The organism is Mesorhizobium sp. M4A.F.Ca.ET.020.02.1.1, from assembly GCF_004022645.1.
In the GTDB taxonomy this organism is placed as follows: domain Bacteria; phylum Pseudomonadota; class Alphaproteobacteria; order Rhizobiales; family Rhizobiaceae; genus Mesorhizobium.
Genome location: NZ_RZOI01000510.1, coordinates 1 through 4520, shown reverse-complemented (window position 1 = coordinate 4520; position 4520 = coordinate 1). Strand labels below are relative to the sequence as shown.

3 protein-coding genes and 1 pseudogene are annotated in these 4520 nt (G+C 62.6%); 3 read left to right on the top strand and 1 reads right to left on the bottom strand.

The genetic code is table 11. The annotated features are described in order from the left end of the window. Nucleotides 1-63: 63 nt before the first annotated feature. The gene (locus EN742_RS25425) at nt 64-966 is read right to left on the bottom strand and encodes a LysR substrate-binding domain-containing protein (RefSeq protein ID WP_127405735.1); all 903 of its coding nucleotides are present in this window, start codon (nt 964-966) and stop codon (nt 64-66) included. A gap of 91 nt (nt 967-1057) precedes the next feature. Between EN742_RS25425 and EN742_RS25420 the strand changes: the two genes are divergently transcribed. The 3 genes and pseudogenes from EN742_RS25420 to EN742_RS39595 form a co-directional block, all read left to right on the top strand. Then, the gene (locus EN742_RS25420) at nt 1058-2608 is read left to right on the top strand and encodes a trimethylamine methyltransferase family protein (RefSeq protein WP_127405734.1); all 1551 of its coding nucleotides are present in this window, start codon (nt 1058-1060) and stop codon (nt 2606-2608) included. Nucleotides 2609-2650: 42 nt separating this feature from the next. Continuing rightward, nucleotides 2651-4300 (top strand): ABC transporter substrate-binding protein, encoded by a 1650-nt coding sequence (locus EN742_RS25415; protein WP_127405733.1) that lies wholly within the window; start codon nt 2651-2653, stop codon nt 4298-4300. A gap of 98 nt (nt 4301-4398) precedes the next feature. Beyond that, nucleotides 4399-4520: pseudogene (locus EN742_RS39595) on the top strand (cobalamin-binding protein); the annotation flags it as partial.

Here is a 4520-nt window from a genome sequence, read left to right as displayed (position 1 = left end):
CCCGCCGTGATCCCTCGCGCTCCGCTTTGGCCTGCCGGCGTGGCAGCGCAGAAGCTGGCGACCTCACGCCTGTGTCACCAGCCAGTCCCTTACCTTGCGCGCATTGTCGCTGAGTTCGCGGTTCTTTGGCCAGATGACGTAGAACCCGATGCCGGTTCTCAGCACATGATCCGTCACCGGCACCAGCAGCCCCGATGCCACGAGGCGCTCGACCAGGTGCCGCCAGCCGAGCGAGATGCCTTGCCCTTCCATCACCGCCTGGATCACCAGCGCATAGTCGTTGATGCGCAAGCCGCGTTCGGCGTTGCGCAGACTGGTTCCGGCCGACGCGAACCACTCGTCCCAGTTCGGCGCCTCGCGATAGGGTTCCTCCAGATGGATGAGCCGGTGCGTGGCGAGTTCCTCGACCGTTTTCGGCTTGCTGAATTTGGCGAGGTAGCTGGGGCCTGCGACCGGGAAGATCTCCTCGTCGGAGAGCGACAGTGAATGATAGTCCGGCCAGTCGCGCGGCATGCCGCCGCGCACGCCGAGCGGGATTCCCTCGGCGATGATGTCGAGGTCGCGATCGGCGGTCTGGATACGCAGATCGATGCCCGGCAGCTCGTCGCGGAATTGCTGCAGGCGCGGCATCATCCAGAACGAGCCGAAGGCGGTCGACGCGGCCAGCGTGACATGGCCGCCGGTCGCCTGCAGGCGCAGGTCCTCCGCCGATTTGCGGATATGCGAAAGGCCGAGCGAGACATCGGCGTGGAAGCGCTCGCCGGCCTCCGTCAGGACAACCTGGCGATGGCGGCGCTGGAACAGCTTGGCGCCGAGCTGCTCCTCCAGTCCGCGCACGGCATAGGACACGGCCGCCTGCGTCATGCCGAGCTCTCGCCCGGCGGCGGTGAAGCTCGACAGCCGGCCGGCCGCCTCGAAGACGATCAGGCTGCCCGCGGAGGGCAGGAGGTGGCGCAGGCTTCGCATAAGCAGAGTTTATACAAGCGATCAGGATTTTCCAGCGTCACAGCCATATCTCCTGTCGCTAAGTTGGCGGGCTGTTGGAGGATAAATTGTCATGAATGCACCGGCCGTTGCAGTGACCGAACATGCTAACCGCAGAAGCGGCGGCCGCCTGGGGCGCAAGGCGATGCGGGGCGCCCCCATAGCCTCGTTTCCGACGCTGGTGCGCCAGATCCCCGCCTATCAGATGGTTCCCGACGAGGCGGTGGAATTGATCCACCAGGAGTCGCTCGCGATCCTCGAAGAGGTGGGCTGTGAGTTCCGCGACGACGAGGCGATCGCCCTGTGGAAGGCCGCGGGGGCCGATGTCTCGGAAACACGCGTCCGTATCGACCGTGCGCTGTTGATGGAGCTGGTTTCCAAGGTCCCATCGGAATTCACCCTCAACGCCCGCAACCCCGAGCGCACCGTTCGCGTTGGCGGCAAGAATTCCATCTTCGTGCCGATGTATGGCGCGCCCTATGTGCGTGACCTCGACAACAACAGGCGCTACGGCTCGCTCGCCGACCTCAACAATTTCCACAAGCTCGCCTACATGGCGCCGGCGTTGCACTCGTCGAGCTCGGTCATCTGCGAGCCGATGGAAATTGCGGTCCCGAAGCGTCACCTCCACATCATCCATTCGGCCCTGAAGCACTCCGACAAGCCTTTCATGGGCATCGTGACGTCGAAGGAACGCGCCGAAGACACGATGGCGATGGCCGGCATCGTCTTCGGCGAGGACTATGTCCGCGACAATTCGGTCCTTGTCTCGATCACCAACTGTAACTCGCCGCTGGTGTGGGACGCCACCATGCTGGACGCGATGAAGGTCTATGCGCGCAGTAACCAGCCGCTGATCCTGGCGCCCTTCGCTCTGTGCGGCGCCTCGACCTCGGCCTCCGCCGTCGGCGCGGTGGCGCAGGTCAATGCGGAAGCGCTGGCCGGCGTCGCCTTCACCCAGCTGCTGCGTCCGGGCTCGCCGCAGATCTACGGCCAGTTCATGGTGACGGTGGACATGAAGACCGGAGCGCCGATGGGCGGCACGCCGGAGGCGGCGCAGATGATGTATCTGATGGGCGCGCTGGCCAGGAAATATAAACTGCCGTGGCGTACCTCGGGCTTCCATGTCGGCTCCAAATTGAACGACGCCCAGGCCGGCTACGAGGCGAACATGCTGATGCATGCCGCCATCCTCGCCGGCGCCAACTACATCTGGCATTCGGCCGGATGGCTGGAGGCGGGGCTGACCTGCGGCTATTCGAAATTCGCCACCGACTGCGAGCAGCTTGTCGGCTGGTACAAATATGCCGGCGGCCTTCCCTTCGACGATTTCAAGGAAGCGATGGCGGCGATCCGCGAGGTGGGGCCGCAGGGCCATTTCCTCGGCACCCAGCACACGCTCGAACATTTCGAGTCCGCTTTCTTCATGCCCTCGATCATGGACTTCAATTCGTACGAGCAATGGAACGCCGAAGGCGCGAAGGACCACGACACGCGCGGCCGTGAGAAGGCGCGCAACATGCTGGCCGACTATGAGGAGCCGAAGCTCGACGAGGGCATCGCCGAGGGTCTCAAGGATTTGATCGCGCGGCGTGAGGAAAAACTGCCGGACAGCGTTAGTTAGTAAGACAGGCGAAGAACCTGACGAACCATAAGGGAGGAAAACATGACGCTCTTCAGAAGCAATGGCGACCGCGTGCCGGGCGCTATCGAGGCAATGGCAGAAGAAACGCGGGCGGGCCGCATGGACAGGCGTGAATTCCTGGCCCTGGCCAGCGCCTTCGGCGCGTCGACGGCGTTCGCCTATGGCATGATCGGCCTTGCCGCGCCGACAAAAGCACTGGCCGACGAGCCCAAGAAAGGCGGCACGCTGCACGTCTCGATGTCGGTCAAGGCGCAGAAGGATCCGCGCACCTATGACTGGACCGAGATGGCGAACGTCACCCGTTGCTGGCTGGAGCCGCTCGTCCGCTACACGCACCAGTTCACCTTCGAGCCGGTGCTGCTGGAGAGCTGGGACATCAACGACGACGCCACCGAATACACGCTGCACCTGCGCAAGGGCGTCACCTGGAACAATGGCGATGCCTTCAACGCCGATGACGTGGTCTTCAACCTGAATCGCTGGTGCGAGAAGGGGGCGTCCGGCAATTCCATGGCCGCCCGCGTCGGCGCGTTGGTCGACGCCAAGACCGGTAAGGCAAGGGATGGCGCAATCACCAAGGTCGATGACCATACGGTCAAGCTGAAGCTCAGCGAAGCCGATATCGCGATCATACCGGGCTTCACCGACTATCCGGCGCTGGTCGTGCATCGCGACTTCGACAAGGATGGCGCCGACCCAATCAAGAAGCCGATCGGCACCGGAGCGTTCGAGCTGGTATCCTACGATGTCGGCCAGAAGGCGGTCGTCAAGCGTCGCGAGAACGGCAAGTGGTGGGGAGGCGAAACGCCGCTCGACGGTGTCGAGTTCATCGACTACGGCACTGACTTCAACGCCACGCTGAATGCCTTCGATTCCGGCGAGATCGACCTCGATTTCGAAACGCCGGCCGACTTCATCGACGCCCTCGACAAGATGGATCTGGTGAAATCGGAGGTCGCGACGGCGACCACGCTCGTTGCCCGCACCAACATCACCCACAAGCCCTATGACGATCAGCGGGTGCGCAACGCGCTGCAGATGGCCGTCGACAACGATGCCGTCATGCAGCTCGGCTATGCCGGGCGCGGCACGGTCGGCGAGAACCACCACGTCAGCCCGATCCATCCCGAATACTATCCGCTGCCCAAGAAGGCACGCGATGCCGCCGCAGCCAAGAAGCTGATGGCCGATGCCGGGCAGGCCGACTTCGAGCATGAGCTGATCACCGTCGAGGACGAATGGCAGAAGAACACCGGCGATGCGATTGCCGGCCAGTTGCGCGATGCCGGCATCAAGGTGAAGCGTACGGTGCTGCCGGGCTCGACCTTCTGGAACGACTGGACGAAGTATCCTTATTCGATGACCATCTGGTACATGCGTCCGCTCGGCGTGCAGGTACTGGCGCTCGGCTATCGCTCGGGCGAGGCCTGGAATGAGACGGCGTTCGCGAATCCGGATTTCGACACCAAACTCAAGGAGGCGCTCTCACTGGCCGATCCCGCCAAGCGCAAGGAGGTCATGAAGGACGTCGAGCAGATCCTGCAGGATTCCGGCGTCATCATCCAGCCGTTCTGGCAGAAGCTCTACTGTCACATGAGCAAGAAGGTGAAGAACTATTCAATGCACCAGACCTACGAAATGGATTTCCAGAACGTCTGGCTGGACGCCTGAAATAACTCCCGAGACTTGCAAGCAACTGCCGCCGGCACCTCTGACAAAAGGTGCCGGCGGTCCGTAAATCACTCATGAGCAATTGGCGCCGAGAAAAAATGTCCGACGACGAGATCATCCTTTCCGAGCTTTCCGACGACGAGCTCGTGCAGCAGATGCACGACGACCTTTATGATGGTCTGAAGGAAGAGATCGAGGAAGGCACGCATATCCTTCTCGA